The following is a 26996-nucleotide window of genomic DNA, read 5'->3' as shown; positions in this document are numbered from 1 at the left end:
CAAAATTATTCATACAATGAACTCAATAAAAAAAATATTGATGGCAATAATACTATTGCTTTCAGTTACAATTGCAAGCGCGCAAATTAAAAACAGCACAACAGAAACCGTTAAAATATACGGAAACTGCGGCATGTGTAAAAGCAAGATAGAAACGGCCGGAACCCTCAAAAAAACAGCGAAAGTCGAGTGGAATAAAGATTCCAAAATGGCAATACTTACCTATGATTCCACTAAAACTAGTCAAGACGAAATTTTGAAACGCATTGCTTTAGCAGGTTACGACAGTGATAAATTTCTTGCACCGGATGATGTTTATGATGCCTTACATGGATGTTGTCAATATGATAGAGAAGCTAAAGTTGCCGTTTCTACAGAGATGAAAATGGAAACTACTACTACAGAAAACCATGCAAACCACGCCAATCATTCTGAAGCTGTCGCTATAAAACAGCAAGTGGATACTAAGTTAAAAGTTGTTTTTGACACCTATTTTCTTTTAAAAGATGCTTTGGTGAAAACTGAAGTAAAAGCTGCTGCTACTGCAGCGAAAGACGTCCTAACAGCTTTGAATGCAGTAAAAATGGAAGAACTTGCTATGGATGTTCACATGATTTGGATGAAAGAAATGAAGAGTTTAATGACTGACGCCCAGAACATTTCGGAGACTCAAGACATCAAACGTCAAAGAGAATTTTTTATTCCTTTTTCAAAATCAATTTACGAATTGATAAAAGTGGCTAAATACGAAACTCCAGTTTATCTTCAGTTTTGTCCTATGGCAAATGATGGTAAAGGTGCCAACTGGTTGAGCAAAGAGAATGCAGTTAAAAATCCTTATTACGGTTCTCAAATGATGACTTGCGGAAAAACTGTCGAAACGATTCAATAAGCGATTAGATGGAATTCAAAATGAAAAAAATAATGCTGTTATTCAGTTTAATAATCGGTATTTCAATTGCATCCGCCCAAATGAAAAATGGAGACAGTTTACCTGATTTAGAACTCAAAAATAATAAAGAGACCACCATAAATTTAGTTTCTCTAAAAGGGAAAACGGTCTTGATTGACTTTTGGGCTTCTTGGTGTGCGCCTTGTAGGCTGGCTAATAAAAAATTGGCTCCTTTATATAATGTGTACAAAGATGAAAACTTCGAAATTGTTGGGATTTCGCTGGATACTGACAAAATGAAATGGATGGCTGCTATTCAAAAAGATAAATTAGCTTACGAGCAATTAATCGATACTAAAGGTTTTGATGCGAAATCTGCACTGCTTTTTGGAGTTGAAGAATTACCTAATTCATATCTATTTGATGCAGCAGGAAAATTAGTTGCCATCAATCCAACGGAGGAAGAAATAATCATGCAAATAAAAAATAAAGTAGAATGAAAAATATAAATTTAAAATTCATTGGTATTGCTTGTTTGGTTTTAATGACAAGTGTACAATCCTATTCTCAAATCTCAAAAGCTGAGATAATGGCGACTGGTTTAACCTGTTCCATGTGTTCCAATGCTATAAACAAACAACTGAAAGCGATGGATGGTGTGGATAGCGTGAGTACTGATTTGAATACAAATACCTTCACTGTTTATTTTAAAAAAGAAAGTAAAATAATGCCAAAAATGCTAAAAGAAGGTGTAGAAAAAGCAGGCTTTTTTATTGGTTCATTAGTAATTACAATGCCTGCAGAAAGCTTAAAAACCGAAGGTGATAAAACCATTTCGGTAAACGGTTCCACTTTCGTTTTATTGAATGGAGAACTTAAAGACAGTAACGGAGAAACAAAAGTAAGGATTTTTGATAAAGGATATGTCACTCAAAAAGAGCATAAAAAACTGCTTAAAACGTTTTCAAAAACTGCGACATATTCTTTAAACAATGATGACGATTACCATATTAAAGCTGTACTATAATGAGAAATTTTTTAATCGTATTTACGCTTTTTGTTATCCAGGGAATATCGGCGCAGGAGCTTTTTGTGGTCACTGATCCGGCAAGCAACGTTCCTGCGGGTTCATTAGGAATTCGTTTGGCACAATCTATTTTTAAAGAACAAATGAAATCAGGATATAGTTATCACCTCATGCCTGAAGTTACTTTGGGAATCGATAAGAATTTGATGGTGAGAACATCCCTATTTGTCAGTAATAGAAGTAATCAATTGGTAACTGAAGGCGCCAGTTTTTACGCTAAATATCGTTTCCTTTCTACCGATGATCTTCAAAGTCATTTTAGGATGGCAGCATTTGGAAGATATAGTTTTAATAATGCGGATATTCATCAGGAACAGTTAGAAATTATGGGACAAAATACAGGTTTTGAAACTGGAATTGTAGCGACGCAGCTTATAAAAAAGGTTGCCATTAGTGCTTCGGTTAGTTTCGAAAAAGCATTTGATAACAAGCCGGATTACAAATTTCCCGCAGCGCAAAGTGATAACGCCACTAATTATACAATGTCGTTTGGAAGGTTGATGTACCCAAAAAAATACACTAGTTTTAAGCAAACAAATATTAATACAATGTTGGAGTTTGTTGGACAAACCTTAAACGAAAATGGAAAATCGTATTTGGATATTGTGCCTTCCGTTCAATTTATCATCAACAGCCAAGCACGAATTGATGTTGCTTACAGGCACGAATTATACAGCTCTATGTTGCGGTCTGCGCCAAATGGATTTTATCTAAATTTAGAATACAACTTTTTTAATATCATAAAATAAATTTTAGGGCTTGAATTTAGGCAGTGAATAGCTAATTTAAATAGAAGTCATTATGTTATCATAAAAAAAAATACCATGAAAAAAATACTGTTTTTGTCTCTTATAGCGACTTTTTTGACGGTTTCATGTAACCAAAAAGCGAAAGAAGAAACGACTTTGAATTCTGAGAAAACTGAAAAAACTGCTGAACTATACTCTTGTCCGATGCATCCTGAAGTTACTGGTGTTGCAGGAAGCGAATGTCCGGAATGCGGAATGGAACTAACTGAGAAAGTGGCGCAAACAACCGCTGCTGATAATGAAGCAACTCCTGTTACTGTTGCTAACGAAGAATCCAGTGCCATAACTGCAACTGGAAATGTGAGCAAAACGGCTTTCCCAACCGATGCAATTGTTTCGAATTACCTCAATATCAAAAATGCGTTAACGAAAGATGATTCAAATAGGGCTGCCGCTGCCGCAAAAGAATTAATTGCGACTTTGAATGGTTCGACCACAACTTCTTTGGATACCAAATCAAAAAATAAGTACAATGGTTTTGTGGCGATGCCAAAGTGCATGTCAAACACATTGGCGATAATGCAGGGAAAATGGAGCACCAAAGAGAATATTTCTCCTTATTGAGCCAAGATGTTTTTAGTTTAATTAAAGCATTTGGAACAAAACAAACTGTTTATCAGGATTACTGTCCAATGTATGGAGAAGGAAAAAACGGGTACTGGATCAGTGAAACTAAAGACGTGATTAATCCCTATTTTGGTTCGGAGATGCTGAATTGTGGCAGAAGAATTGGGGCTGTCAAATAATAATGAAGCTTAACATAAAAAATATGGTGTGCAACCGTTGCATTACGGCAGTGGAGTTAGAGTTGGAAAAACTCGGACTTCATGCCGTTTCAATAGCGCTCGGAGAAGTCGAATTAGAAACAGAATGTACAGAAACCCAAAAAAGGGATTTGCTCAAACGCTTACGTTCTTTGGGTTTTGATTTAATCGATGATAAAAAAAACAGAACCATCGAAAGAATTAAAACAGTACTAATTGATTTGGTTTACAACAAAAATAATGTGTTAAACAGCAATTTATCGGATTATTTATCAAACGATTTGGCACAAGATTATAGTGCTTTGAGCAATTTATTTTCGGAGATAGAAGGAATTACAATTGAGCGGTATTTTATTGCTCAAAAAATAGAAAGAGTCAAAGAATTATTAACGTATGATGAGTTGACTTTAAGCGAAATCGCCATTCAACTTCAGTATAGCAATGTGGCACATTTGAGCAATCAGTTCAAAAAAACAACTGGATTTACGCCAACTTATTTTAAACAATTGAAAGTAAAAACGAGAAAGCAAATCGATGATTTGTAATCACGCAAACCTTTTCCAAAATTGTGTAACAAGGGAATGACGGAATAATCGGAGATTCGTGGTATCAAAATTTGAGTATTATGAAACATACCTACACCATTACCGGAATGTCATGCGATGGTTGTCGCACTAAAGTGGAAAAAACATTAAACGGTGTCGATGGGATTCAAGCTGTTGTTACTTTAGTTCCGCCAGTAGCGACTATAACAATGGATAAACACATTCCTACTAAGCAATTACAAGAAGCTTTAACTGTAGCAGGAAACTACACAATTGCCATGAATAATGCGACTGATTCTCAAGGAACGGCTGAGAAACCAATCGAGAAATCGTGCTGCAGTTCGAATAAACCACAAGAAAAAGCAACCGTGATTTTACCCAAAAATGCAAAAGGTAAATACTATTGCCCGATGCATTGTGAGGGTGAGAAAGTGTATGATAAACCGGGAGATTGCCCGGTTTGTGGAATGGATTTGGTTAAAGAAGTAGCGATAGCAAATAGTAAGACAATGTATACCTGTCCCATGCATCCCGAAGTTATCAATGAAGGCCCTGGTTCATGTCCTATTTGCGGAATGGATTTAGTGCCTATGGAGCCTACCGATGCCGAAGAGAATAAGGTGTATGATGACTTGGTACGCAAAATGAAAATAGCGGTAGTTTTTACGGTTCCTATTTTTATTATTGCCATGTCGGATATGATTCCGAATAATCCATTAATGAAAATTATGGATGCAGAAAAGTGGAATTGGGTACAACTAATTTTGTCGCTTCCTGTCGTTTTTTATGCCTGTTGGATGTTTTTTGAGCGTGCATGGAAATCCATTGTTACTTGGAATCTCAATATGTTTACCCTTATCGGAATTGGTTCTGGAGTAGCTTTTCTGTTTAGTTTGGTTGGATTATTTTTTCCAACGATTTTCCCGGACGAATTTAAAACACATAATGGAGCCGTTCATCTTTATTTTGAAGCGACAACTGTGATATTAACGTTGGTTTTATTGGGGCAGTTATTAGAAGCCAGAGCACATAGCCGTACCAGTGGCGCGATAAAAGAATTATTAAAATTAGCACCAACCGAAGCCACTTTGATTATCGAAGGAGCTGATAAAGTGATTTCAATTCACGATATTAAAAAAGGAGATTTGTTACGTGTAAAACCGGGAGATAAAATTCCAGTTGATGGGAAGATTACAGATGGAGAAAGTACGATTGATGAATCAATGATTTCAGGGGAACCTATCCCCGTTGATAAAAAAATAGAAGATGCCGTTATAGCAGGAACAATAAACGGAAATAAATCCTTTGTCATGGTTGCCGAGAAAGTAGGTTCGGAAACCTTGCTTTCGCAAATTGTACAAATGGTAAATGATGCCAGTCGTTCTAGAGCACCAATCCAAAAATTAGCGGATAGAATTGCTAAATATTTCGTGCCGATAGTGGTAATTGTTTCTGTAGTTACATTTTTTGTTTGGGCAAAATTCGGACCGGAACCCGCACTGGTATATGGATTTATTAATGCGATTGCCGTATTGATAATTGCCTGTCCGTGTGCTTTGGGATTGGCTACGCCAATGTCAGTAATGGTCGGTGTTGGAAAAGGAGCGCAATCGGGAGTTTTGATAAAAAATGCCGAAGCACTGGAAAACATGAATAAAGTAAATGTTCTGATAACGGATAAAACAGGAACAATTACCGAGGGAAAACCTTCAGTGGAGAAAATATTCTCCTTGAACGATGACGAAGATTCTTTGTTGCAAAGCATTGCTTCTTTAAATCAGTACAGCGAACATCCTTTGGCGCAAGCCGTAGTCAATTTTGCGAAAGCAAAAGAAGTTACATTAATCGAAGTCAAGGATTTTGAAGCGATTTCAGGAAAAGGAGTCATTGGAACGGTAACCAATAAAAAAGTGGCGCTGGGAAATAAAAAATTAATGGAACAAGTGCAAGCTACGGTTTCTGAAGAATTAGAAAATCAAATTATAGCTGAACAAAAACTAGGAAAAACAGTTTCTTATATTTCAGTTAACGGAATTGCTATTGGATTTGTGTCAATCACTGATGCCATAAAACCAACAAGCGTCGAAGCTATAAAGGAATTAATTCGTCAGGGAGTTGAGGTCATCATGCTAACAGGCGATAATGAAAATACGGCAAAAGCAGTCGCTCAGGAATTGCATTTAAGTTCCTATAAAGCGGGTTGTTTACCAGAAGACAAGCTGAAAGAAATTAAACGACTGCAAGCTGAAGGAAAAATTGTAGCCATGGCAGGCGACGGAATCAACGATGCTCCGGCTTTGGCGCAAGCCGATGTTGGAATTGCGATGGGAACCGGAACCGATGTGGCTATTGAAAGTGCTAAAATCACTTTGGTAAAAGGCGATTTGCAAGGAATAGTGAAAGCGAAAAACTTAAGTCATGCGGTGATGCGAAATATCAAGCAAAATTTATTCTTTGCCTTTTTCTATAATGTTTTGGGAATTCCAATTGCTGCGGGTGTTTTGTATCCGTTTTTTGGAGTTTTGCTTTCGCCAATGATTGCGGCTTTGGCCATGAGTTTCAGTTCGGTTTCAGTTATTGCAAATGCGTTGCGATTGAGAAATTTAAAGCTTTAATATGAAAAAATACCCCATAATTTTAATCTTGCTTTTTGCTTTGAATGCTACTGCGCAAAAGGTGGTTCGCTATGATTTATATGTTCGGGATACGATTGTCAATTTTGGAGATACACCCAAGAGAGCGATTGCCGTAAACGGACAAATTCCGATGCCAACACTAACGTTTACTGAAGGAGATATTGCTGAAATTTACGTGCACAATGAATTAAATGAAGATACTTCACTGCATTGGCATGGATTATTTTTGCCAAATAAAGAAGACGGCGTGCCAAATTTGACTCAAATGCCAATTAAGCCGAAAACGACGCATAAATATACGTTCCCGATTATCCAACACGGAACGCATTGGTATCACAGTCACACAGGTTTGCAGGAGCAAATTGGAATGTACGGTTCTTTTGTGATGAATAAAAGAAATGAAGACCCGACTTTTAGAGCAGGAATTGATGATTTGCCAACCGTTCCAATAATTCTGAGTGAATGGACCGATTTGAAACCGGAAAATGTACATCGGATGTTGCACAATGCCACGGACTGGTTTGCGATTCAAAAAGGAACCACGCAGAGTTATTCTGAGGCTATAAAAGCAGGACATTTTAAAACCAAAGTCGCAAACGAATGGAAACGAATGAACGCCATGGACGTCAGTGATGTATATTACAATAAATTCCTGATTAATGGTAAAAGTGAAAGTCAAATAGATGGAGTTTCTTCTCCCCTTTCCTTTGGAGAGGGGTCGGGGGTGAGGAAGTTTAAAGCTGGAGATAAAGTACGTTTGAGAATTTCCAATGGTGGTGCTTCTACCTATTTTTGGTTGAATTATGCCGGAGGAAAAATCACCGTGGTTGCCAGTGACGGTAATGATGTGGAACCAGTTGAAGTCGATCGATTAATTGTTGCCGTTTCTGAAACCTATGATGTTGTTGTAACTATTCCTGCGGATAAAACATCGTATGAGTTTTTAGTGACTTCGGAGGACAGGACTAAATCCGCCTCGTTGTATTTGGGAGATGGCATCAAGCAATTGATTTCGCCGTTGCCAAAATTAAAGTATTTTGAAGGCATGAAGATGATGAACGGGATGATGAAAATGAATGGCGATTTAGATGATATGGGTATGAAAATGTCACTAAATCAAATGGACATGAACGTGGTGATGTATCCCGAATTATCCTCCCCCAGCCCCTCCGAAGGAGGGGAGGCTAAAAAAACTGACATGAAAATAGATGATGAGCATGCAAATCATAAGAGGTATGATTCTAATTCACTTTCTGATATTGTCACATTGAATTATGCAATGCTGAAATCACCCACTAAAACAACGCTTCCAACTCCCCCTTCGGGGGCTGGGGGGATAAAAGAATTACGTTTTGAATTATCAGGAAACATGAATCGTTATGTCTGGAGTCTGGATAATAAAGTAGTTTCGGAAGCAGATAAAATTCTAATTAAAAAAGGCGAGAATGTTCGAATAGTACTCTTCAACGGTTCCATGATGCGTCACCCGATGCATTTACACGGACACGATTTTAGAGTGCTGAATGGAAAAGAAGAATACGCGCCGATGAAAAACATTATCGATATTATGCCGATGGAGACAGACACGCTTGAGTTTAATGCAAATGTTGAAGGCGATTGGTTTTTTCATTGTCACATTCTTTATCACATGATGGCTGGAATGGGAAGGGTTTTCAGTTATGAAAATCAAGAGCCAAATCCTTTGATTCCAAATCCGAAATTGGCGCAACGCAAATTATTTGCTGATGACAGAGCTTTTCATGTGATGGCCGAAAATGATTTTGCTACCAATGGAAATGATGGAATGTTGATGATTCAAAACACGCGTTGGAGTATTGGTACCGAATGGCGTTTGGGTTATACCAATCATCACGGGTACGAAACCGAAACGCACATTGGGCGATACATTGGGAAAATGCAATGGTTGATGCCGTTCATTGGTTTTGACTGGAGGTACCGAAAAATGGAAATGGGAGAAACGGAAGAGAATCTTTTTGGTCAATCTAACACTAAAGATAATCGTGCTGTTTTCAGTGCCGGAGTCGAGTATACGTTGCCAATGCTCATTAAAGCACAAGCCGAAGTCTATACCGACGGGAATTTCAGGTTACAATTTGAACGTATGGATATCCCGGTTTCCAAAAGATTGCGCATGAATTTAATGTGGAATACGGATTACGAATATATGGCCGGTTTGCGGTATATTGTCAAAAGAAATTTTGGAATCACCACGCATTACGACAGCGATATGGGAATGGGTTTTGGATTGAGTTTGAATTATTAAATTCGCAGAGTGAAACGTTTATCTCGTGAAGTACTGATTTCGATGCAAATTATAAATCATCCTGTGGATTCTTAAGATACCCAGAACATTTAAAATAGAAAATTATGTTGAATAATGATAATGGAGAAATACACATGGAATCCTACATGTTTATGGGGATACATATTTTTTGGTGGTTTTCAATAATAGTGTTAGGACTTTTATTGTTGGCAGCAGCTCATAAGTACAGAGGAAAAAAATGATTTTGAACGGGAGATTTTCAATTTAAAAATATAAAATAACCTATTGATTTGGTTGAAAGTGTGGGTGTAGGAACTGGAAAAGTTATCCTAAATTTTTTAATGTGTCTTACTATTGTATAATAGTAAGACACAATTAAATCAATCTTTTTTATGTTGTTCCGTGTGATTTTGATTTCCGTGAATCGTATGGTCTCCCACATTCATTCCGTTTGACATTCCAATCATAAAGGCAGTAATGATCAGCATGATTTTTCTTTTTGCCCAAAGAATAGGGCGTTTAGATTCCTCTAAACGGGTTTTAGTTTTGTGTTTATACATTTTGTAAATGATAAATGATTAGACATTTGGTATCATCCTTATGCAGGGAATTGCATAAATGCGTAGAAAGAAATTTCTAGGCCGTGTATAAACTTGTATAGGAATTTCGGGAAGTAATCATCTCGTTTATGAAGATGTGTTGCATTGCAAATGAGCTTACTTCTTGATAAAGTAGTGTTTGTAATTTTAGAAGAACCGGAATTTGAAGACTGTAACTATCTTGAAATTGTAGGAAGGCTAACTGAAATGGGAATGCCGTTTTTTCAGCCGAATTTAGCTGATGGAACACATATAATTTAGAACCCTTATAGTTTAATTCTCTTCTAAGAATTACGTTCGAGAATTGATAATAATCTGCTGAATTTGATGGAACATCTAAAGCACCATCATTCACCATCAAGCCAAAAGCCAGAAAGAGAGAAAGGAGATATTTTAAATATTTTGTCATCTATTTTGATTGAATTATAACTTCAAAAGTACAAAAGTAACTGTAAATTAAGGATTTTTTTTATTCTTTATTTTCAAAAACGGCACCTTATAATTAGGTTTTAGATTTGTTCTTTGAAAAATCAGCTTGTTGAAAGAACAATCGTATTATTCGTAGGTACTAGCTATGAATTGATTACAATTTACGAATGCATTTGAGACTGTTTTTATTGGAAGGATTTTGGGTTTGGCTTTGTGAATCTCAAAAATAGTGCTATTTTTGCACCCTCAATGCAGAACTAGGCCCGTTCGTCTATCGGTTAGGACGCATGGTTTTCATCCATGTAAGAGCGGTTCGATTCCGCTACGGGCTACAACTCATAAACAATTATCTCAAAAAGCCTCGAAAATTATTTTTCGAGGCTTTTTTTATTGGTTTTGGTTGTTGTTCTTGCGGTGTTTGTTCATTATTGTGGGCGCAAAGTTAGAGACATTTGCGCGGCTTAAACGATAAATTTATTCTTTGAAAGAACACTTTGCGTAGTTGGGTATTTTTCTAATTTTGGAGATACCGCTACTTTATTGAATCCTGAAATTGTGGATAAAATTAAAGATAATAAAGTTTAAGGTTGAGAATCTGTCGAAAGATTTTCAACCTTTTTTTTATCATTTATAATGAATCGATAAATTAGATAAAACGAAGTGAAATGCAAGATTCTATCAAAGGTGTTCAAAACTACATCTTCAATAAAATAAGTTCCAATAGCGGCAAAAATATCGTTAAAAATTAAAGCAAATACACCAAAAAAGTAATAATACGCTTTTTTGTTTCCAAATTTCCCCAGATATAAAACTGCTGTAACTCCAAGAAATACAGCTACTATTGCATTAAAAATCAAAATGATGTTAAGAAAATTATCATCAATAATAGACATTAAAACATATAAGATTGCTACTAAAAACACACAATTTATGACTAATATAAAAAGTGAAAATCCTTTTGGTATCGTGTAAAGTTTTTTAGTTTTGATTGAATTGTAGCCTAAATTTATTATTGCTGAATAACAAAAGAAGGATGCCACTAATGCAGTTCTGTACAGCGGTATTGAATCTTCCCACAACAAAAGTAATATCTCATTTAGATAAAAGAAAAAAACGTATAAATAATAATTTAGAGTAAGTTTCTCAAAATTACTCAATACGGCATAAATTATAAAAGTTGGAATTATAAAAGGTTTAATATAAATTATATGTGCCGGATTATAAAAAACTCCAGCACAAAAATAGACTATTAATAGAGTAATAGGTATAAATATTAATGATCTTCTAGTATTGATTGTGTACATAGATGTTAAGTTTGACGACATTGTTGATAGCGTTTCTCCCCGCTGCTGTCCACAATTTTTTCTATTTAGTTTGTTTTAATTCTACTTTTCGGTTGTCAATAAATAATCTACAGCTTACAGAAAAGAAACCTGAAATATTTGTTTTAATATTCAGCTTTTCTCCTTCCTTGTTAATTAAATTTCCGGTCATATTACTAGGTGTAATAAAACTTAATTGTTCATCTTGCAGTTCATTATTTACATAAAGTTTTTCTCCACTGAACCAATCATTAGTTATTTTGATTTCGGTTTCTTCATAATTTGCAATCCATTCACTTTCCATTGTTTCCTATTTTTTAGATTAATGTTCTTTCCTGCTTTTGTTTAAGTCACGAGCGGACGCTCGCGCTAGCGGAGGGCTTTATTCAATTATTACTTCTCTATAAATTGCAATTGGACTAATGGCTATTTTCGGAAAACTAGGAACAAAAAAGAATTTTTCAAAGTTTTCAAATGATGAAAATACATTTCTAAATATTTTATCGTAAGCAACAGCTTCAGTTAATTCATCATTTTCATAGCCTAAAAATTCATCATTTAAATCTACTCGAATATCTTTTTTTCGTGGACAAGAAGTAATTACGCCAAATACTGATAATTTAATATTTGGTCGACTTCCGTACGTGAATATTACATTTTCAAAGTCGCCATTTACTAAATATTGACTCTTTAAATTAGATAATATTTGAAATTCTGGAAAAGAATCGAAAGGTGCTAATCTAAAATTCAATCTATTTGGTGAAAATGTGTCCAAAAATGTTTTAACTCTCTCTACAAAAGTTTCATCTAGAAGTTGAGCTTCGGATAATTGTTCTAGAGTTTGGTCAAACTGTTTTTCAATGGTCTTCAATTTTGCTAATTCTTTAACATTATTTGCTTTTGCAAGTCCTCTTCTGAGTTCGTTAATTTGTTTCTTTTGAGAAACTATTTCTGGAGAATTTTCTAATACAGAAGCATATATTAGTCTTTGAATTTCATTAAAATTTGACATTATTTCTTTAAAACGTTTAAAATCTTCAAATGAGCTCCAGCCATTCGCTTTAATATAGTTATAGTTAGGCACTTTCTCTAAAAAATCATTGAATGAAGTTGTCAATGATAAGTTTAAATCTTTAAGAACGTTCTTTTCGGTAAGCTTTTGCTCAACTTCATTTAGTAATTCGTGATAAAGTTCGATTCTTTCCGTTCTAATTTTTTTATCTTTATCTGAACTACCAATACTTCCTTTGAAAATTTTCAAATCAAATCCTAATTCGGAATTTAAACCACCTTCTTCTTCAATAGCTCTTGTTATTTCACTAATCAATCCACCACTTAACTGGCTATTTATTGATTTAGCTTTATCGTAGTCAAAGTAAATTAAGTCTTTTATTGATTTCATCATGTTTTTTTTTGGGGTTCTGCGAGAAGCTTGCATACAGCCTGTATTTACCCGCTACTAAGTAGTGCTTTTAAACCCAATTTTGGTTGGCCCTGCGCTACTTTGTTTCGTTTTATCTGTTTTCAAATATATTAAAATTTTTTCTTACAAACTATCAAAGCAACTTCATATTGTCATATACCACAAATTCACGTGAAGGATGGCGGTGGAGCTCTTTTATGGGCTGTCTTTTTTTGGCAGGCGATAAAAAGCGGGAACGTATAGCCCGACCCGTAGTCTCGTCTTTTGGGACGAGACGGAGGGTCAGGCCCAAATTATTTTCCTTTTTCGGCCTGTGATTTTGCTAAATAACTGCCTAAAATTCAATCCCGAAGGTTCGGTACTAAAAAGCTTGTTTGGGTTGCAAAAATTTTATAATTTTGCAGTCCGAATTTATTATGTAAATAAAGAAGAAGATGGATATCAAAAGAGTAGCAACAGACGCAGTAACTGAGACAATTGTAATGACTGTAGTTCAGATGGATTACAAAGGACAAGTTGCAAAAAGAATAAACGAAAAAATGCCTTTGGCAACTGTTAAAGGATTTAGAAAAGGAGCGGTGCCTAAAGATCTTGTTGAAAAACAATACGGTAAAGGGATCAAACAAGAAGAAGTTCAGAAAGTTGTTGATTTGGCTCTAGAGCGTTTCGTACAATCTGAAAGATTAAACCTTCTTGGAACACCACTTCCTAAAGTAAACGAAGACTTTGATTGGAGTGCTGAAGAATTGGTTTTTGAATATGAAATAGGATTGGTTCCTAACTTCACTTTAGACTTAGAAGCTAAAAACGACATCGTAAAATATGTGGTTACTGCTGACGATAAATTAATCGACGGTCAAGTGGAAAGAATCCAAAAACAATTTGGAACTGCAATTCCTCAAGAAGTTGTTGCTGCAGATTCAGATGTAACAGGAACATTCACTAACGAAGAAAAAGGAATTAATAACGCTACTACTATTGCTGCTGATCTTTTCAAAGACAAAGCGACTTTTGACTTGTTCATTGGTAAAAAAGTAGGGGATGTAGTGACTGTAAATACTAAAGGTTTATTTGAAGACGACCACCAATTGATGGACGTGATGAAAGTGAGTCATGATGACGTTCACGGTTTAGATGTTGATGTTGTTTTCACAATTGAAGCAATCAACACTGCTGAATTAGCAGAATTGAACCAAGAATTGTTTGATAAATTGTTTGGAGCTGGAACTGTTTCTTCACTTGAAGAATTGAAAGCTAAAATCAAAGAAGATGCTGAAACTCAATTTGCACAGCAAGCGGACCAAAAATTATTAGGTGATGTAACTGAGTTCTTAATCGAAAGCACAAAATTTGATTTACCAGTTGAATTCCTTAAAAAATGGTTACAAACTGTTGGTGAGAAAAAATTGTCTCCTGAGGAAGCTGAAGCAGAATATGTACGTTCTGAAAAAGGATTGCGTTTTCAATTGATCGAAGGTAGAGCAATGGCACAATCGGATATCAAAATCACTTTTGAAGATTTAAAAACATTCACTACAAAAAATATCCGTCAACAAATGGCGCAATTCGGGCAAACAAATCCTACTGACGAAGAAGTTCAAGGAATTGTAGCTAGAGTTTTGTCTAACCAAGACGAAGTGAAAAGACTTTCTGACCAAGTTGTTGCTGAGAAATTATTGGAATTGTTTAAAGAAAAAGCAAATCCTACTACTAAAGAAGTGACTTACGAAGAATTTATTGCTGCTTCTTACGGAGAATAAAGAAGAGTTTGTACGGTCGTAAAGTCGAAAGTCAAAAGCCCCAAGCGCCAGAGATTATTAAAATTTTATGATTTGATTACAGATACGAAACAATAAAAAATAGTTATATTTGAGCGTCAGAAAAAATATTTTTTGGCGCTCTTTTATTTGAATTTATCCTGAATTGATTTCAGGAGCAAATCCAGCTATTCGTTGCAAGTTTTTTCATCTCGTTTACTTTTTTCTAAACAAGAAAAGAAGCTTCCGTTGGTCGCTCTTTTCCTGCAAGAAAAAATGTAACGTGATTTCAAAAAGCTTTTCACTGCTATCTGGGCTAAACAAAAAAGAGAAGAGTTGTAAGTTCTGTCAAGAATTCATAACTCATAATTCATAACTCATAACTTATAAAAAGATGAACTACGGTAAAGAATTTAAAAAATTTGCTACAAAGGACCACGGCGTAAACTCTATGTATTACGATAAAATCGTAGGCGCAATGACTCCTAAAAACATGACTCCATATATCATCGAAGAACGTCAGTTGAATATTTCACAATTAGACGTTTTCTCCAGATTGATGATGGACAGAATTATATTCTTGGGAACAGGAATTGACGACCAAATTGCAAACATCGTTCAAGCACAGTTATTGTTCCTTGAAAGCGCCGATGCTTCTAAGGATATTCAGATTTATTTGAATTCTCCAGGAGGAAGCGTTTACGCAGGATTGGGGATTTATGACACAATGCAATACATCAAACCAGATGTAGCCACTATTTGTACAGGAATGGCAGCTTCTATGGGAGCGGTGCTGTTGTGTGCAGGAGCTGCAGGAAAACGTTCGGCTTTGCCACATTCTCGTGTAATGATTCACCAACCATCAGGTGGAGCACAAGGTGTTGCTACTGATATGGAAATCAACTTACGTGAAATGTTGAAACTGAAAGATGAATTATACAAAATTATCTCTCACCACTCCGGACAAACTTTTGATAAGGTTCATACTGATAGCGAACGTGATTATTGGATGATTGCTGAAGAAGCAAAAGCATACGGAATGATTGATGAGGTTTTAATAAGAGGATAAAAATAGTTACAAGTTTAAGGTTTAAAGTTTAAGGTTGCTGCGGGAACTTTGAACTTTAAACTTTTTAAACTTTAAACAAAAAAAGAATGGCAAAAGTAGTATTAGAGTGTTCGTTTTGTGGAAGAAAAAAGCCAGAAACTCAATTGTTGATTGCTGGTATCAATGCACATATTTGTGATAAATGTATCGAACAAGCACACGGAATTGTTTTAGAAGAATTAAAATCCAGCGGAAGTTCCAAACTGGTTGGAGATTTGATTTTGAAAAAACCAAAAGAAATCAGAGCGTTCTTGGATCAATATGTAATTGGACAGGACCAAACTAAAAAAGTAATGTCGGTTGCGGTTTACAATCACTACAAACGTTTGATGCAACAGCAATTAGACGATGAGGTAGAGATTGAAAAAAGTAACATCATCATGGTGGGACAAACAGGAACAGGAAAAACATTGGTGGCTAAAACCATTGCAAAAATGTTGGATGTCCCTTTAGCTATTGTTGATGCAACCGTTCTTACTGAAGCAGGTTATGTTGGGGAAGATGTCGAAAGTATTTTGACACGTCTGTTGCAAGCTGCCGATTATGATGTTGCCAAAGCAGAACGCGGAATTGTATTCATTGACGAAATAGATAAAATTGCACGTAAAAGTGACAATCCGTCTATTACGCGTGACGTTTCAGGTGAAGGTGTACAACAAGCATTATTGAAATTATTGGAAGGAACGGTTGTAAATGTGCCACCAAAAGGAGGACGTAAGCACCCAGACCAAAAATTTGTTGAGGTAAATACTCAGAATATTTTGTTTATTGCCGGTGGTGCTTTTGATGGAATCGAAAGAATTATTTCGAAGCGATTGAACCGTCAGGCCGTAGGGTATTCGACATCTAAAAATGTGGATAATATTGACAAAGACAATTTGTTGCAATACATTATCCCAAAAGACATCAAAGATTTTGGATTGATTCCGGAAATTATTGGTCGATTGCCAGTTTTGACACACATGGATCCTTTAGACAGAGAAACGTTGCGTGCGATTTTGACACAGCCTAAAAATGCGTTAATCAAACAATACGAGAAATTGTTTTTGATGGATGAAGTAACTTTTACCATTACAGATGAAGCTCTGGATTTTATTGTGGATAAAGCGTTAGAATATAAATTAGGTGCTCGCGGATTGCGTTCTTTATGTGAAGCTATCTTAACCGATGCGATGTACGAATTACCAAGTTCTGAAGACAAAATCTTAGAAATTGACGTGGATTATGCAAAAGAAACGTTGAATAAAAATTTATTGAAACGTTTGGAGATTGCATCGTAAAAAATGCATTTTTCTTAAAAATACAAACCTGTTCATTCATTTGGACAGGTTTTTTTATGGGTAAATTACACTATTTGTTATTGTTTGAAAAAAGGAGCAATATTTTTTTTTATCAACGTCAGATTGTCGATTTTTGTCCATTCTAAATCAAATAAACATAGCATGCAAACAGACGAAATAGAAGTAATTTTACTAAAAGTTTCAGGTCAGGACAAACCCGGAGTAACCGCTGGTTTGACATCCATCTTGGCGAATTATGATGCCATTATTCTGGATATTGGCCAAGCAGATATTCATGATACACTCTCTTTAGGTATTTTATTTGAAATAAAAGCGGGTTCTTCTTCCGCTCCGGTTCTGAAAGATTTATTGTTTAAAGCCTATGAATTGGGTGTGAAGGTAAAGTTCATACCGATTTCTATTGCGGATTACGAAATATGGGTAAAAGGACAACGCAAACAACGCTACACCATAAATGTTTTGGGAGAGACATTAACTGCTGTACAACTGGCAGCGGTAACCAAAATACTATCCAACCAAAATTTGAATATTGACGCAATCAAAAGATTAACCGGCAGGGTTTCTATTTTGGAGAAAGATGAATTTCCGCGTTCTTGCATTCAATTGTCTGTTACGGGAACGATTGTGGATAAAACATTCATGACGGCGAGTTTTATGGAAATTTCCAGAACATTGGATGTGGATATTTCGTTTCAGGAAGACAATATGTACCGAAGAAACCGTCGCTTAGTATGTTTTGATATGGATTCGACCTTGATTCAAACAGAAGTGATTGATGAACTGGCTGAATTGGCTGGAGTGGGTGAGCAAGTACGAGCTATCACAGAAGCAGCGATGAATGGCGAAATTGACTTTAGCGAAAGCTTCAAGCAACGCATGGCTTTGTTAGAAGGGTTGAGCGAAGAGGTACTGCAAACTGTTGCTGAAAATCTACCAATAACCAAAGGAGCGCATCGATTGATGAAGGCCTTGAAATATTACGGATATAAAACCGCGATTTTGTCCGGAGGTTTTACCTTTTTTGGAAAATACTTGCAAAAAGAATTAGGGATTGATTATGTTCATGCCAACGAATTGGAAATCAAAGACGGAAAATTGACTGGTAATTATCTTGGTGAAATTGTAGATGGTAAAAAGAAAGCAGAATATCTTCAAGCCATTGCTGATAAGGAAGGCATTCACATCAACCAAACTATTGCAGTGGGTGATGGCGCCAATGATTTGCCGATGTTGAATTTAGCAGGATTAGGAATTGCTTTTCATGCCAAACCTACGGTAAAAGAAAAAGCAGAAAGTTCTATCTCCAGTTTGGGTCTCGATGGTGTTTTATACCTGTTAGGATACCACGACAGGCATATTGATATGATGGAGGAGGAATAAATTATATAATTATAAAAAATAAAAAGGGTTGTACCATATTCGTTTTTGCACAGCCTTTTTTATGCTTTAACGGTAAACACTTTTTCAGGTTTTTCCTGTGTTTGTTTTTCGGGAGATTTACAAATTCCTCGGGCACCACAACTCATTCTGTGCGGTCCGCAGGAACTCAATAAAAAAAGTGCAATCAAGATGTAGAAGGTGTTTTTCATCTTTTTAATTATTTTTACACAGTTTGAAACTGCATGCTTTTCAGTTGTTCTAGATAATCTCTTTGGTTGGATAATCTTGGAATTTTATGTTGTCCACCCAATTTATCTCGGTCTTTTAACCAATCGTAAAACAAATTTTTCCGAGCTACATTGATTACTAACGGATTTAAGGTCATGTTGTTGTAACGTTTCGCTTCGTAATCCGAGTTTAAGGATTGTATGGATTCATCTAATGCTTTCTGGAATTGTGATACATCAGCAGGAGGGTTTTTAAATTCAATCATCCATTCATGAGCGCCTTTTTCTTTGCCTTCCATAAATATAGGCGCAACCGTGTAATCAACCACTTCGGTTTGGGTTAGTTTACACGCTTTGGCTATAGCCTGATCGGTATTTTCGACCATCAATTCTTCCCCAAAAACATTAATGTGATGCTTGGTTCTTCCCGTAACTCGAATGCGGTACGGATTCAATGACGTAAAACGTACGGTGTCGCCAATCAAATAGCGCCACAAACCAGAATTAGTTGTGATTACCAAAGCATAATTTTTGAACAATTCTACATCTGCTAATCGAATAATTTTTTGATCTGGTGTCCCAAAATTATCCATTGGAATGAATTCGTAAAAAATTCCGTAATCTAACATTAATAATAAATCACTGGAATTATTTAAATCTTGAATGGCAAAAAAACCTTCAGAAGCATTGTATATTTCGTAATATTGAAAATCTTTTTTAGGGAGTATTTTTTTGTATTGTTCTCGGTACGGTTCAAAATTTACGCCACCATGAAAGTACACTTCTAAATTTGGCCAAAGTTCAAATAAATTTCCTTTACCGGTTTCTTCCAGCATTTTATTCATTAAAACTAACATCCATGAAGGAACTCCAGCGAAACTGGTTACATTTTCGTTTTTTGTTTCGTTTATAATCGCTGCAATTTTAGTTTCCCATTCACTCATCAAGGAAGTTTTGTTGCTTGGCGTGCTGCTGAACTCCGCCCAAATAGGCATATTTTCGATTAATATGGCGGATAAATCACCAAAGAACGTATTGTTGTCCTCATAAATTTGGGAACTTCCGCCAAGACGCAAGCTTTTTCCCAGAAACAGTTCGGAATCTTCGTTGTTGTTTAAATACATACACAGTAAATCCTTACTGCCTTTATAATGACAATCTTCTAAAGCTTCATTACTTACAGGAATAAATTTACTTTTTGCATTGGTTGTACCACTTGATTTGGCAAACCATTTTATAGGTGTTTCCCAAAAAACATTTTGTTCACCTTTTCGGGTTCTTTCAATCAGCGGCTGTAACTCTTCGTAGGTCGAAATAGGAACTCGCTCTGCAAAATTCGCATAGGATTTTATTGTAGCAAATTCGTATTGCTTGCCTAATGCAGTATTTTTTGATGACTGAATTAAATTCATAAGCAATTCTTCCTGAACCTCATTTGGATATTTTAGGAAGAGTTCGATCTGATGAATTCTTTGTTTGAGAACCCAAGATGCAAACGAATTGATTATGGTTAGTGGCATTTTTAAATTATGAATTATGAATTACGAGTTATAACTTTACCAAAAATAACAAAATTTGTTTAACTTGATGTGTTAAACCTGAAACTTTAAATAGAATGACTTACGAAGGTGTACTTACCAAAATGCAAACCGAATTTGGAAACCCAATTCAATATTACTTAGTTTTCGAGGATAGTTTTTTGAATGTGAATCAGTTGCTGAATAAAGAACTGGAAATCAATTTTGTGGGGTATCAATGTTTGAATTGTGGCAAGAAGAAAAAAATTTTCCGTCAGGGATTTTGTTATGATTGTTTTTATTCCAGTGCTGCTGTGGGCGATTGGATTATGAAACCGGAGTTGAGTACTGCGCATCTTGGGATTCAGGATCGTGATTTGGCGTATGAAGAAAAAGTACAATTACAACCACATATTGTGTATTTGGCGTTATCGAGCGAAGTAAAAGTAGGAGTGACTAGAAAAACGCAAATGCCAACCCGATGGATTGATCAAGGTGCAACCCAAGCCATTTCGATTGTGGAAGTTCCAAATCGCTATTTAGCAGGAATTACAGAGGTAGCGCTAAAAAATCATTATGCCGATAAAACCAATTGGAGAAAAATGCTGACTAATAATGTGGAGCAAATTGACTTGATTGCTGAACGATTGAAAGTAGAGAATCTTATTCCAGCCCAAGTTCAGGAATATTTTTATTCGCAAAAAAATGATTTGTATGAGATGCATTTCCCCGTTTTACAGTATCCAAGTAAGGTCAATAGTTTGAGTTTAGATAAAACACCACAGTTTCAGGGGAAGCTTACCGGAATAAAAGGGCAGTATTTACTTTTTGAAGATGGAACAGTTTTTAATATTCGTGGTTCCGAAGGATATGTAGTGACGATTAATGTATAAGAAACACAGGTTTTTTAACCATTAATAAATTAAGTTTCATTAAGATTTAGAGCTTAATTTTTCTTAATTCCTTAATGGTAAAATCTCAGAAGCAAATAGTTTTGTTGTTTAGATTCAAGTATAAAATTCAATAAAAAAGAGGAATCTCACTTGGTGAAATTCCTCTTTTTTGTTTCATGAAGCGGTCTTAATTTACTTTTGTAGTATCTACTGCTTTCTTTTTCTTTTTAAATAAACCGTTGAGCAAATCGGCAGCTTTCGCTTTTACTTCCTCCTTAGTTGCTGGCACAGCAGGAGTGGCTGTTTTTGTAGTATCAGTTGGTTTTTTGTTTTTATTAATATAATCCGTCAAAGCCGAAGTTCCCTGTTTTACAAGCCTGTCTTTTTGTTGGTTTACTAACTGAGTAGTCAATTTTGTTACCGCACTGTTAATGTCGGTTGTGATTTTTGGATTTGTAAAATTACCCATTAATACAGCATTTATCGGAAAGCTTTCTAATTTCGCCGCATCAGCAGCAGATAATTTTGCTATCAATGCATTTGCCTCTGAACCTAGATATTTAGCAGGAACATCAAACTTCAGATTGTAATTCATGCTTTGGTCAAAACCGTGCGTTCCTCCAATAGTTGCTTTGATATCTTTGTACTTGATGTCAAATGGTTTTACATTTACTTTTCCATCTTTGAATGTAATTGCTGCTTTCAAATCATTCAAATTGATTTTACTCACATCAATAAATTTCAAGTTAGCACCTAAAGCGGTCAGTAAAGTCGAATTACTGGAGTTTACAGTCGTAGAAAGCAGTTGTCCTAATAAATCTCCAGTCAGCGTTTTCAAGTCAGGAGTAAATTCTGTTGCGTCAAGGTTTCCGTTCAATTTGATGGTTGAATTTAATTTTCCGTTTATGATTCCGGCAATGGGTGCAATTTTTTTCAACATATCCAGTTGGGTAAACGATTGCGCAATATCGACTTGATTTAATTTTAAATCCATATTGAAGACTGGTGTTTTTCCTTTTGTGGAAACAGCTCCATTCACGCCAATTGTTCCTCCAAAAATAGATGTTTTTACATTTTCTAAAGTCACTTTTTCATCTTTCACAATCAGTTTACCCGAAACATCTTTCAGAGTCAAATTGTCGTATAAAACCGTAGTTGCTTTTGCGGTTAGCGAACAATTTAAGAAAGCAGGTATCTTCATTGCTTCCGCTTTTTTTGTTGAAGTTTTAGTAGTCTCACCGGTTGTCATAAAATCATCAACGGCTAATTGTTTAGAATTCATGCTGAAATTTCCTTTCAATTCTTGATTTCTAAATATAAACCCGTAAAAATTCTCTAAAATTCCCGTCACACTAATATCGCTTTTTCCTGTCGTTGCGTTCAGCTCTTTCAAGTTGACTTGACTAGGATTAAACTGAACCAACGCATTGCTGATGTTCATTGTTTTTCCGTTCTTATCTACATAGTTGAAACCAGATAAACTCATGGTTCCGGCATTATTGATGTTTTGATACTGACTTTTCTCTACAGATTGCATATCAAATTTTGTAGTCACATCTGCCTTTAAAATCCCGGATAGTGGCTTGTCCAACTTTATTGGATACGCTTTCGAAAGGTTGGATAAATTGATAGTTCCTTTTAAAGCGGCATCAACAATCGCATTTTGTGTTATGTTTCTAATGTTGGCTTTGGCATTAAAAACATCCTGATCTATTTTAAAAGAGAGTTTATCCAAGTTCACATAAGTGTCATTTAGAATCCCTGTTTCGTTGATGATTTTAGTGTCAATAACGATATTTTGAACTGATTTCGGTAAATTAGGATATTTAAAGGAGGCATTATTTGAAGCAATTTCAATATTAAATTTTGGTACAGTTGTATCAGTATACAAACCTTTAGCAAAACCAGTCACAGTAAAATCTCCAGTTGTTTTCACGTTGTCTAAACTCGCGGCATAAGCTGCAGGGATAATTCCTAAGAAATTTTTGAAAGAAGAAGTTGGGGTTTTAAATTTCAAATCGTATTCCTGTCCAGCTTCGACCATTTGAATAAAACCGTCAAATTCTAACGGCAATTGATTGATCAGTGCCTTGTTTTCTTTGAACGTGTATTTACTTTTGTCTAAATCAATTCCTAAAACTGCATCCAGAGTCAAGGCAACATTATTCATATAATTGACTTTATCCATATCCAGCGATACTTTTGCCGTTGATTTGGTAGCCAAATCTAATTTTTGAGATGCAAAATCGCCTGTTCCTTCGTGGTTTAAACTGTCAATTACCATTTTTATTTTTGAACTTTCGTCAAAATAACGAAACTTGAAATTCTCGATTTTATACTCTTGGATTTTTAAGGATAACGGACTGCTTTTCCCATCGGCTGCGGTTTTTTCCTCTTTCAAAGCAATGTCATAATTTCCAATTCCGTCTTTATTGAATATGATATTGATTAATCCGTTTTTAGAAGTGATTCCATCAATAGCGATTGCTTCGTTTTTGCCTTTAAAAAGTTCCTTGATAGACATTTTTAAATTCAATTCTCCTAGTGAAATCAATGTGTCTCCTTCAAAAGGCGCTTTGTTAATAATGACTAATTTTTCTAATGTTACATTCGCATTTGGAAAATTTTTGAATAAGCTTAAATCCGCTTCTGCAAAAGAAACTCTGGCATCTACTTTGGCATTGATAGCCTCAGAAATTTTAGCTTTTATTTGATCTTTAAATAAATAAGGCGCGGCAAATAAAGTTATGATGAGTAGGATAAAAAGTATTCCAATGATTTTTAAAACTTTCTTTAGCATAATTTGATTGTCTTTAGATTTATAGGTTTAGCAAAAACGGTGCCTTGTATTCTTTTACAAAAATAGTATTTTTAGGACAGTGTGCTTTTTGTGGCGTTTTTATAAACAATAATTTAACTATAATGGATGAAAAAATCCGTTTCAGCAAGTGCGAAAACGGATTTAATAGTGGCTCTTATCTTTTTATTTAATGCATATTGATTTCAAACGGCATAATGGCTTGAATTCCTTTTCGTGCTTGCAGTTTTTTTATTTCCTGCATCATACGATAATTTTCTTCACCAATTTCTTCTTTAATGAAATCAGCTTTTGATTTTGCGAAAGGAAGATTAGCTAAAAGATCATCAAAATTCTTCTCATATTCCGGATAGTTTTTGGTGCTGTAACTTTTTGTTTTTGCCAAAGAAGCTGCTTTTGCAATTGCATCATCTAAGCCTCCAATTTTGTCTACAAGTCCAATTTTCAAAGCCTCTGAACCGGTCCAAACTCTTCCTTGAGCGATAGCGTCTACTTGTGCAAATGTCATTTTTCGACCCTGAGCAACATGAGCAACAAATGTTTTGTAGATGTGTTCTACACCTTCTAACGTGACAGCTTTGAATTTTTCATCTATGGGAACAAAAGGGCTGTAATCAGCGGAGTTTTCATGAGTCTTTACTTGTTCTGTATGGATTCCTATTTTAGTAGCTAGTGGTGTAAAGTTTGGTAATATTCCAAAAACACCAATAGAACCGGTGATTGTATTTTCTTCGGCAAAAATGGTGTTGGCATTACAAGCAATATAATATCCGCCAGAAGCTGCATAATTCCCCATAGAAACTACGATCGGTTTAACTTTCTTTGTCAACTCAATTTCTCTCCAAATTAAATCTGAGGTCAAAGCACTTCCTCCTGGGCTATCCACACGAAGTACAATTGCTTTTACATTTTTGTTTTTTCTTGCTTCTTGTAACGAGCGACGCATCGAACCTTCACCAATCACATTTACATCGCCTTCACCTCCTAGAATTTCTCCTTGTGCATAAATAATGGCGATTTCGTCTTTGCTGTCAAAAGTTTGTGATGTGGTAGCTACTTTTTGAGCGTAATCTTCAACAGATACTTTGTTATAATCTTCGTCATTTGCCACTTTAAGTGCTTTTTTTATCGCGTTATGATACACATCTTCATAAGCAATAATGTCGACTAATTTTTGTGATTTTGCCATTTCTGGAGTTCGAGCAAGAAGTCCGTTGGCAATTTCATTCAATTTTGCCACTGATATATTTCTACTTTTTGCAATGTCAGCAGTAATTGAATTCCAAACAGAATTTAATAATGCAGTAGTTTGCTCTCTATTAGCATCGCTCATTTTATTTTCTAAAAAGGGCTCAACAGCGCTTTTGTATTTTCCATGGCGGATTACCTCCATTTTTAATCCTGATTTTTCCTGAAAATCTTTAAAGAACATAATTTCAGATGACAATCCCTTGAAATCCATTTCTCCAACCGGATTTATATAAATTGGGCTGGCAACAGAATTTAAATAATATTCTTTTTGAGAATACGAATTAGCATAAGACATAACAAATTTTCCAGATTTTTTAAAGCTTTCCAGAGCATCTCTCAAGGCTTTGCTTTGTGCCATTCCCAGTGAGGAGTTGTTGTTTAGAATAGAGATTCCTTTGATGTCATTATCTGATTTTGCCTCTTCGATAGCATTTATAATGTCTGATAAACCTACTTTTTTGTTTTCTGAAAAAATAGTCATCCAAGGATCTTTATATTTTCCGGCATAATCATTTCTTATGTCTTCCAAGTTCAATTCGATTACCGAATTATTTTTCACCACAACACCTTCAGATTCACCACCAAAAATAGCTCCTAAGAGGATGATTCCAAAAAAGGACAACATGAAAAAAACAAAAATACCTATAATGGTAGCTAATACATTCCCTAAAAATCTCATAATTATATTTTTTTAATATGTCGTAAAAAGCATAGAAACGTTACAAACAATGGTTTAGAATTTCTATGTTTAAATAGCAACAGAGGATGCAAATATATTGCTAATTCTAAAATTCTTTTAGTTAATTTGCACCCAATTATGAAATCACAACATCAAGTCATTTTATCGATAGGAAGCAATCAAGGCAATCGTTTGGAAAACATTGAGCATTGTTTGAAATTGATACATCAAGAAATTGGTACAGTTCTCAAAGTTTCTAAATTATACGAATCTCCAGCCTGGGGTTTTCAAAGTGATGCTTTTTATAATTGTGCCTTGGTTTTGCATACTTTTTCCTCTGCTCATAAAATTTTGGCTCAGGTTTTAAAAATCGAAAAGCGTTTGGGTCGCTTGCGCAATAAAACTCAGGAATACCAATCGCGTACTATTGATATTGATTTGATTGCTTTTGATTCAGAAATTATTGCGACTGAAAAACTTCAAATTCCGCATCCTTTGATGCAAAATAGGAATTTTGTTTTGCTGCCCATTCAAGATTTGAATTTAGATTGGAAACATCCCATTCTTCAAAAAAATATTTCGGAATTATTAGTTTTGTCTCCAGATGAAAGTGTTTGTACAGTAGTTCAAGAATTAATTAATCCATTGCAAAATATTCCGCTGGAACAATTTAATTATGTAGCCTTTGAAGGAAATATTGGAGCGGGAAAAACAACCTTGGCAACAAAAATTTCGGAGGATTTCAATGCGAAAACAGTGTTGGAGCGCTTTGCCGATAATCCTTTTTTACCCAAATTTTATAAAGATCAAAACCGATATGCGTTTCCGCTAGAAATGTCATTTTTGGCTGACCGCTACCAGCAATTGTCGGATGATTTAGCGCAGTTTGATTTGTTCAAAGATTTTCTAGTTGCCGATTATCATATTTTTAAGTCTTTAATTTTTGCCAAAATAACACTGGCAGAAGATGAATATCGTTTGTATCGAAATCTCTTTGATATCATTTACAGAGAAATGCCAAAACCGGATCTGTACATTTATTTGTACCAAAATTCAGAAAGGCTGCTGCAAAATATTAAGAAACGCGGCAGAAGTTACGAGCAAAAAATCCCAGCCGAATATTTGGACAAAATCAATAGCGGTTATATTGATTATATCAAATCTCAAACTGATTTGAATGTGTTGATTATAGATGTTTCGGATCGGGATTTTGTAAAAAATCAAGAAGATTACCTGTATATTTTAGGTGAAATTCAACAAAAAATATCAAGATAA

General features: G+C 35.2%; 24 protein-coding genes and 1 tRNA gene. 16 read left to right on the top strand and 9 right to left on the bottom strand.

Annotation, left to right across the window (positions count from 1 at the left end; genetic code table 11):
- Positions 1 to 16: 16 nt before the first annotated feature.
- The 9 genes from AC0J6S_RS02120 (at position 17) to AC0J6S_RS02080 (ending at position 9017) form a co-directional block, all read left to right on the top strand.
- A complete protein-coding gene (locus AC0J6S_RS02120) occupies positions 17 to 892 on the top strand; it encodes a DUF3347 domain-containing protein (RefSeq protein WP_474955222.1) in 876 nt (291 codons plus the stop codon).
- Positions 893 to 912: 20 nt separating this feature from the next.
- On the top strand, positions 913 to 1392 hold the full coding sequence (locus AC0J6S_RS02115) for a TlpA family protein disulfide reductase (RefSeq protein WP_474955221.1): 480 nt from the start codon (positions 913 to 915) through the stop codon (positions 1390 to 1392).
- The gene (locus AC0J6S_RS02110) at positions 1389 to 1919 is read left to right on the top strand and encodes a heavy-metal-associated domain-containing protein (RefSeq protein ID WP_474955220.1); all 531 of its coding nucleotides are present in this window, start codon (positions 1389 to 1391) and stop codon (positions 1917 to 1919) included. Before AC0J6S_RS02115 ends, AC0J6S_RS02110 begins: the two co-directional genes overlap by 4 nt.
- The gene (locus tag AC0J6S_RS02105; RefSeq protein ID WP_474955219.1) at positions 1919 to 2728 is read left to right on the top strand and encodes a hypothetical protein; all 810 of its coding nucleotides are present in this window, start codon (positions 1919 to 1921) and stop codon (positions 2726 to 2728) included. The genes AC0J6S_RS02110 and AC0J6S_RS02105 overlap by 1 nt, the downstream gene beginning before the upstream one ends.
- Positions 2729 to 2803: 75 nt before the next feature.
- Entirely contained in the window at positions 2804 to 3352 is a 549-nt protein-coding gene (locus AC0J6S_RS02100; RefSeq protein WP_474955218.1) for a heavy metal-binding domain-containing protein, read from the top strand.
- Positions 3319 to 3534 (top strand): hypothetical protein, encoded by a 216-nt coding sequence (locus AC0J6S_RS02095; RefSeq protein ID WP_474955217.1) that lies wholly within the window; start codon positions 3319 to 3321, stop codon positions 3532 to 3534. Before AC0J6S_RS02100 ends, AC0J6S_RS02095 begins: the two co-directional genes overlap by 34 nt.
- A gap of 2 nt (positions 3535 to 3536) precedes the next feature.
- Complete coding sequence (locus AC0J6S_RS02090; RefSeq protein ID WP_113665076.1) at positions 3537 to 4097, top strand: AraC family transcriptional regulator; 561 nt, start codon at positions 3537 to 3539, stop codon at positions 4095 to 4097.
- Positions 4098 to 4177: 80 nt separating this feature from the next.
- Positions 4178 to 6712 carry a heavy metal translocating P-type ATPase gene (locus AC0J6S_RS02085; RefSeq protein WP_474955216.1) on the top strand — a complete coding sequence of 845 codons (2535 nt, stop codon included), beginning with the start codon at positions 4178 to 4180 and terminating at the stop codon, positions 6710 to 6712.
- A 1-nt stretch (position 6713) separates the two neighbouring features.
- A complete protein-coding gene (locus tag AC0J6S_RS02080; RefSeq protein WP_474955215.1) occupies positions 6714 to 9017 on the top strand; it encodes a multicopper oxidase domain-containing protein in 2304 nt (767 codons plus the stop codon).
- Positions 9018 to 9397: 380 nt separating this feature from the next.
- On the opposite strand, the gene AC0J6S_RS02075 is transcribed toward AC0J6S_RS02080, so the two are convergent.
- Together AC0J6S_RS02075 and AC0J6S_RS02070 are read right to left on the bottom strand one after the other, a co-directional pair.
- Complete coding sequence (locus tag AC0J6S_RS02075; protein ID WP_474955214.1) at positions 9398 to 9577, bottom strand: hypothetical protein; 180 nt, start codon at positions 9575 to 9577, stop codon at positions 9398 to 9400.
- A 76-nt stretch (positions 9578 to 9653) separates the two neighbouring features.
- The gene (locus AC0J6S_RS02070) at positions 9654 to 10025 is read right to left on the bottom strand and encodes a hypothetical protein (RefSeq protein WP_474955213.1); all 372 of its coding nucleotides are present in this window, start codon (positions 10023 to 10025) and stop codon (positions 9654 to 9656) included.
- A 280-nt stretch (positions 10026 to 10305) separates the two neighbouring features.
- Here AC0J6S_RS02070 and AC0J6S_RS02065 point away from each other — a divergent pair.
- Positions 10306 to 10377: transfer RNA gene (locus AC0J6S_RS02065), tRNA-Glu, on the top strand.
- Positions 10378 to 10626: 249 nt separating this feature from the next.
- Here AC0J6S_RS02065 and AC0J6S_RS02060 read toward each other — a convergent pair.
- The 3 genes from AC0J6S_RS02060 to AC0J6S_RS02050 form a co-directional block, all read right to left on the bottom strand.
- The gene (locus AC0J6S_RS02060; RefSeq protein ID WP_474955212.1) at positions 10627 to 11349 is read right to left on the bottom strand and encodes a hypothetical protein; all 723 of its coding nucleotides are present in this window, start codon (positions 11347 to 11349) and stop codon (positions 10627 to 10629) included.
- Positions 11350 to 11410: 61 nt separating this feature from the next.
- Positions 11411 to 11671 carry a hypothetical protein gene (locus AC0J6S_RS02055; protein WP_474955211.1) on the bottom strand — a complete coding sequence of 87 codons (261 nt, stop codon included), beginning with the start codon at positions 11669 to 11671 and terminating at the stop codon, positions 11411 to 11413.
- A gap of 78 nt (positions 11672 to 11749) precedes the next feature.
- Entirely contained in the window at positions 11750 to 12772 is a 1023-nt protein-coding gene (locus AC0J6S_RS02050; RefSeq protein ID WP_474955210.1) for a DUF6414 family protein, read from the bottom strand.
- Between the two features lie 452 nt (positions 12773 to 13224).
- Here AC0J6S_RS02050 and AC0J6S_RS02045 point away from each other — a divergent pair, with 452 nt between their 5' ends.
- The 4 genes from AC0J6S_RS02045 to serB all read left to right on the top strand — a co-directional run bounded on the left by AC0J6S_RS02045 (position 13225) and on the right by serB (position 18336).
- Positions 13225 to 14550, top strand: a complete 1326-nt coding sequence (locus AC0J6S_RS02045; RefSeq protein ID WP_474955209.1) for a trigger factor — start codon at positions 13225 to 13227, stop codon at positions 14548 to 14550.
- 391 nt (positions 14551 to 14941) lie between these two features.
- Positions 14942 to 15616, top strand: coding sequence for an ATP-dependent Clp endopeptidase proteolytic subunit ClpP (gene clpP / locus AC0J6S_RS02040; protein WP_073351820.1), 675 nt, complete (start codon positions 14942 to 14944; stop codon positions 15614 to 15616).
- A gap of 86 nt (positions 15617 to 15702) precedes the next feature.
- On the top strand, positions 15703 to 16935 hold the full coding sequence (gene clpX, locus AC0J6S_RS02035; RefSeq protein ID WP_131908394.1) for an ATP-dependent Clp protease ATP-binding subunit ClpX: 1233 nt from the start codon (positions 15703 to 15705) through the stop codon (positions 16933 to 16935).
- 162 nt (positions 16936 to 17097) lie between these two features.
- A complete protein-coding gene (gene serB, locus AC0J6S_RS02030; RefSeq protein WP_474955208.1) occupies positions 17098 to 18336 on the top strand; it encodes a phosphoserine phosphatase SerB in 1239 nt (412 codons plus the stop codon).
- A gap of 59 nt (positions 18337 to 18395) precedes the next feature.
- Here serB and AC0J6S_RS02025 read toward each other — a convergent pair whose 3' ends face one another.
- Both AC0J6S_RS02025 and AC0J6S_RS02020 read right to left on the bottom strand, forming a co-directional pair.
- Positions 18396 to 18545: a hypothetical protein gene (locus AC0J6S_RS02025; protein ID WP_474955207.1), complete on the bottom strand. Its 150-nt coding sequence runs from the start codon at positions 18543 to 18545 to the stop codon at positions 18396 to 18398.
- Between the two features lie 14 nt (positions 18546 to 18559).
- A complete protein-coding gene (locus AC0J6S_RS02020) occupies positions 18560 to 20083 on the bottom strand; it encodes a GH3 auxin-responsive promoter family protein (RefSeq protein ID WP_474955206.1) in 1524 nt (507 codons plus the stop codon).
- Between the two features lie 95 nt (positions 20084 to 20178).
- On the opposite strand from AC0J6S_RS02020, the gene AC0J6S_RS02015 reads away from it, so the two are divergent.
- On the top strand, positions 20179 to 20973 hold the full coding sequence (locus tag AC0J6S_RS02015) for a DUF2797 domain-containing protein (RefSeq protein WP_474955205.1): 795 nt from the start codon (positions 20179 to 20181) through the stop codon (positions 20971 to 20973).
- A gap of 187 nt (positions 20974 to 21160) precedes the next feature.
- Here AC0J6S_RS02015 and AC0J6S_RS02010 read toward each other — a convergent pair whose 3' ends face one another.
- Positions 21161 to 23773, bottom strand: a complete 2613-nt coding sequence (locus tag AC0J6S_RS02010; protein ID WP_474955204.1) for an AsmA family protein — start codon at positions 23771 to 23773, stop codon at positions 21161 to 21163.
- Positions 23774 to 23960: 187 nt separating this feature from the next.
- Positions 23961 to 25721, bottom strand: coding sequence for a signal peptide peptidase SppA (sppA, locus tag AC0J6S_RS02005; RefSeq protein ID WP_474955203.1), 1761 nt, complete (start codon positions 25719 to 25721; stop codon positions 23961 to 23963).
- Positions 25722 to 25859: 138 nt separating this feature from the next.
- Between sppA and folK the strand changes: the two genes are divergently transcribed.
- Positions 25860 to 26996: a 2-amino-4-hydroxy-6-hydroxymethyldihydropteridine diphosphokinase gene (gene folK / locus AC0J6S_RS02000; RefSeq protein ID WP_474955202.1), complete on the top strand. Its 1137-nt coding sequence runs from the start codon at positions 25860 to 25862 to the stop codon at positions 26994 to 26996.

This window comes from Flavobacterium sp. TS_SC_5 (assembly GCF_056156265.1).
This window is presented reverse-complemented; position numbering and strand designations above follow the sequence as displayed.

What these genes read in the sequence shown, in the direction of transcription:
- AC0J6S_RS02120 (WP_474955222.1), top strand. Translation starts at nt 17, where the DNA reads ATGAACTCAATAAAAAAAATATTGATGGCAATAATACTATTGCTTTCA.
- AC0J6S_RS02115 (WP_474955221.1), top strand. Translation starts at nt 913, where the DNA reads ATGAAAAAAATAATGCTGTTATTCAGTTTAATAATCGGTATTTCAATT.
- AC0J6S_RS02110 (WP_474955220.1), top strand. Translation starts at nt 1,389, where the DNA reads ATGAAAAATATAAATTTAAAATTCATTGGTATTGCTTGTTTGGTTTTA.
- AC0J6S_RS02105 (WP_474955219.1), top strand. Translation starts at nt 1,919, where the DNA reads ATGAGAAATTTTTTAATCGTATTTACGCTTTTTGTTATCCAGGGAATA.
- AC0J6S_RS02100 (WP_474955218.1), top strand. Translation starts at nt 2,804, where the DNA reads ATGAAAAAAATACTGTTTTTGTCTCTTATAGCGACTTTTTTGACGGTT.
- AC0J6S_RS02095 (WP_474955217.1), top strand. Translation starts at nt 3,319, where the DNA reads ATGGAGCACCAAAGAGAATATTTCTCCTTATTGAGCCAAGATGTTTTT.
- AC0J6S_RS02090 (WP_113665076.1), top strand. Translation starts at nt 3,537, where the DNA reads ATGAAGCTTAACATAAAAAATATGGTGTGCAACCGTTGCATTACGGCA.
- AC0J6S_RS02085 (WP_474955216.1), top strand. Translation starts at nt 4,178, where the DNA reads ATGAAACATACCTACACCATTACCGGAATGTCATGCGATGGTTGTCGC.
- AC0J6S_RS02080 (WP_474955215.1), top strand. Translation starts at nt 6,714, where the DNA reads ATGAAAAAATACCCCATAATTTTAATCTTGCTTTTTGCTTTGAATGCT.
- AC0J6S_RS02075 (WP_474955214.1), bottom strand. Translation starts at nt 9,577, where the DNA reads ATGTATAAACACAAAACTAAAACCCGTTTAGAGGAATCTAAACGCCCT.
- AC0J6S_RS02070 (WP_474955213.1), bottom strand. Translation starts at nt 10,025, where the DNA reads ATGACAAAATATTTAAAATATCTCCTTTCTCTCTTTCTGGCTTTTGGC.
- AC0J6S_RS02060 (WP_474955212.1), bottom strand. Translation starts at nt 11,349, where the DNA reads ATGTACACAATCAATACTAGAAGATCATTAATATTTATACCTATTACT.
- AC0J6S_RS02055 (WP_474955211.1), bottom strand. Translation starts at nt 11,671, where the DNA reads ATGGAAAGTGAATGGATTGCAAATTATGAAGAAACCGAAATCAAAATA.
- AC0J6S_RS02050 (WP_474955210.1), bottom strand. Translation starts at nt 12,772, where the DNA reads ATGATGAAATCAATAAAAGACTTAATTTACTTTGACTACGATAAAGCT.
- AC0J6S_RS02045 (WP_474955209.1), top strand. Translation starts at nt 13,225, where the DNA reads ATGGATATCAAAAGAGTAGCAACAGACGCAGTAACTGAGACAATTGTA.
- clpP (WP_073351820.1), top strand. Translation starts at nt 14,942, where the DNA reads ATGAACTACGGTAAAGAATTTAAAAAATTTGCTACAAAGGACCACGGC.
- clpX (WP_131908394.1), top strand. Translation starts at nt 15,703, where the DNA reads ATGGCAAAAGTAGTATTAGAGTGTTCGTTTTGTGGAAGAAAAAAGCCA.
- serB (WP_474955208.1), top strand. Translation starts at nt 17,098, where the DNA reads ATGCAAACAGACGAAATAGAAGTAATTTTACTAAAAGTTTCAGGTCAG.
- AC0J6S_RS02025 (WP_474955207.1), bottom strand. Translation starts at nt 18,545, where the DNA reads ATGAAAAACACCTTCTACATCTTGATTGCACTTTTTTTATTGAGTTCC.
- AC0J6S_RS02020 (WP_474955206.1), bottom strand. Translation starts at nt 20,083, where the DNA reads ATGCCACTAACCATAATCAATTCGTTTGCATCTTGGGTTCTCAAACAA.
- AC0J6S_RS02015 (WP_474955205.1), top strand. Translation starts at nt 20,179, where the DNA reads ATGACTTACGAAGGTGTACTTACCAAAATGCAAACCGAATTTGGAAAC.
- AC0J6S_RS02010 (WP_474955204.1), bottom strand. Translation starts at nt 23,773, where the DNA reads ATGCTAAAGAAAGTTTTAAAAATCATTGGAATACTTTTTATCCTACTC.
- sppA (WP_474955203.1), bottom strand. Translation starts at nt 25,721, where the DNA reads ATGAGATTTTTAGGGAATGTATTAGCTACCATTATAGGTATTTTTGTT.
- folK (WP_474955202.1), top strand. Translation starts at nt 25,860, where the DNA reads ATGAAATCACAACATCAAGTCATTTTATCGATAGGAAGCAATCAAGGC.